This is a genomic window from Pseudoalteromonas sp. SR45-5, from assembly GCF_014163565.1.
In the GTDB taxonomy this organism is placed as follows: domain Bacteria; phylum Pseudomonadota; class Gammaproteobacteria; order Enterobacterales; family Alteromonadaceae; genus Pseudoalteromonas; species Pseudoalteromonas distincta.
In genome coordinates this window covers 1-3,012 of record NZ_JACJDN010000502.1, presented here as the reverse complement: position 1 = coordinate 3,012, position 3,012 = coordinate 1, and the positions used below count along the sequence as shown (strand labels likewise).

The 3,012-nt window shown below is 38.2% G+C and carries 1 protein-coding gene; it reads left to right on the top strand.

The features are described 5' to 3' along the window. Window positions 1-73 precede the first annotated feature (73 nt). Window positions 74-3,001, top strand: a complete 2,928-nt coding sequence (locus H5072_RS15710; RefSeq protein WP_182694052.1) for a TonB-dependent receptor — start codon at window positions 74-76, stop codon at window positions 2,999-3,001. Window positions 3,002-3,012: the final 11 nt, after the last annotated feature.

Below are 3,012 nucleotides of genomic sequence, written 5' to 3'. Positions count from 1 at the left end.
AGTAATTTTTATGTGAATTTAAATAATGTAATACATAAAAAATAATAATTTAATTATCTAGGGATAAATCAAGATGAACCATAATTTTTCTAAGACATTTAAACGCTCATTTACTGCTGCAGCAGTTGCAATGACGTTAAGTGCGGCAATGCCTGCAATGGCAGATAACGTTAACGGCGCTATAAAAGGTAGCTTAACGGCTCAGTCAGGTGTTTCGCTAGCGGGTGCAACAATAACAATAACAGATGACACTAAAGGTTATTCAAAAACGCTTATTGCAGATTCTAACGGCGAGTTCGATCTAAAACAGGTACCGGTAGGCAAGTATAATATAGTAGTTTCACAAGCTGGTTTTGACCAAGCTCAAGTTAAAGATGTAGTAATAGGAGTTGGTAAAACAGCTCTTATTGAAATTCCACTAACTACAGGTAATATCGAAAGAATTGCAGTTGTCGGTGGTTCTATTCGTGCGATAGATGTTTCTGCATCAGAATCTTCACTCAATATTAGCTCTGAAGAACTAGAACTTTTACCTATATCTCGCTCTGTAACTTCAGTTGCATTGCTTGCGCCTGGCGCAACTGAAGGGGACAGTCGTTTTGGCGACCAAGCTTCATTTGGTGGTGCTTCTGTAGCTGAAAATGCTTATTACGTGAATGGTCTAAATATGACTAATTTCCGAAATGGTCTTGGTGGCGCAACAATCCCTTTCACCGCGTACGATAGCTTCCAAGTTAAGACGGGTGGTTATTCTGCAGAGTTTGGGCGTACTACCGGTGGATTAATCTCATCAGTTACTAAATCTGGTTCTAATGATTTTCACTTTGGTGTTGAAACGATTTATTCGTCTGACTCATTAAGTGAGCAAGCTCCTAATTCACTTTATAAACAAAATGATCGTTGTGAAGACGCTGATGGGCATTGTATTGGTGATTTATATGTTAATAACCAAGACGACTATGACAACTCATTTGAAACAAGTATTTATGCTTCAGGTGCGATAATTGAAGATACATTATTTTTCTATGGTATTTACACTGCAAGAGATAATGACTACGAATATGGTAATGCATCTCAAACAGATTTAACAGTTGAAAAAGATGATGACCCATATTACCTAGCACGCTTTGACTGGAATATTAACGAAGATCATCAACTAATGCTTTGGGGCTTTAGTGACAAACGCACTTATTCAGAAAAAACAATTTCAGATCCTCAAGGAAATGGTAATTATACTGTAGATGGTGGCACAGCTTATCATAAGCGAGGCGGAGAAAGTTTTGCAGTTCGCTATACTGGTAACCTTACAGATGATCTAAGTATGTCAGCAATGTTTGGCCAAGTTAAGTTTTCAGAAACTGATTACTCAGACTTCGATGATTGTCCTACAGGTTATGATGCCGATTTAGGTGAGGATACTACATGTTATGTAAACTTTACCGTTGGTGAAAATGAAGATAAACGCGAGCAATTGCGAGTTGACTTTGATTACTACCTAAACGATGAGCACACGTTAAGATTTGGCTATGATTCTGAAACTAATACAGCTGATTCAACAACACAAAACTCTGGTGGCGTTTACTACTATTATCGTACATATGAAGAAGGCGCAAGGCTGGCTAATGGTTATGTCTTACCTGAAGAAATGAAGACAACACGTGTACGCGATTATAAAAATGGCGGTTCGTTTGAAGTAGAAAACTGGGCTATTTATATTGAAGATCAATGGTCAGTTACTGAAGATTTAACATTAACATTAGGCCTCCGTAATGATAGCTTTACTAACTACAATGCAGATGGCGAAGAGTTTGTTTCTATTGATAACCAAATTGCTCCTCGTATAGGTGGTTCTTGGGATATTAATGGAGATGGCGATAGTAAGTTGTTCTTCACTGCTGGTCGTTATTATCTACCAGTAGCAGCTAATACAAATATTCGTTTAGCTGGTGCAGAAACGTATATCCAAACTTGGTACGCCTATGAAGGGTTAAATGCTGACGGTACCCCTGTTGGTTTAGGTACTCAGCTAGGTGATCCTGCTATTTCTAATGGTGGTGACGGTACTGCAAAACCATCAAATACCTTATCTGATAAAGATCTTGAACCTATGTATAACGATGAGTATATGATTGGTTATCAAGCAGCAATTAATGATGATTGGTCTTGGGGAGTCAAGGCTACTTACCGTGTTTTAGGTAATCAAATTGATGATGGTTCTTATATCTTTAGTGATGAAAATGGTGAATATTTAGGTGAAAACTGGTTCTTATTTAACCCTGGTAATGGCGCTACTTTCAATTTCGATCTTGATGGTGACGGCACCACTGAAGAATATAGCTTTAGTGCAGAAGAGTTAGGTTATCCGGATGCTAAGCGTAAATATGCATCAGTTGATTTAACATTAGAGAAAACATGGGATCAGGTTTGGTCTTTAAAAGCGCTATACACATGGTCTCACAACTATGGTAATACAGAAGGTTTTGTTAAATCTGATAATGGTCAAGATGATGCAGGTCTTACGCAAGATTGGGATTACCCTTATTTAATGGATGGTGCTAATGGTAATCTACCTGCAGATCGTCGTCATAACATTAAAATTTATGGTGCTTTTGCTGTTACAGAAGACTTCTTAATTGGTGCTAATGTTAATATCGCATCTGGACGTCCTTGGACTGCTTTAGGTCAAGGTTATACTCCAGACCCTGATAAATACGTATACGGTGATACTTACTACGTAGGTGACAAACGTTTCCCTCGTGGCAGCATGGGTACTACACCATGGACAGCACGCTTAGATCTTAACTTTACTTATAACCTTCGCTTTAACGATCAGAAAGTTCGTTTAGCTATGGATGTATTTAACGTATTTGATGCTTCTACTGAAACTCGTTACGACGAAGCTGCAGAAATAGCTGCTGGCGATGGAAATGCTACGTTTGGTTTAGCTCAGTCTTACCAGTCTCCTCGTAGAATTCAATTATCTGCGTCTTACGATTTTTAATAACTTGTTAG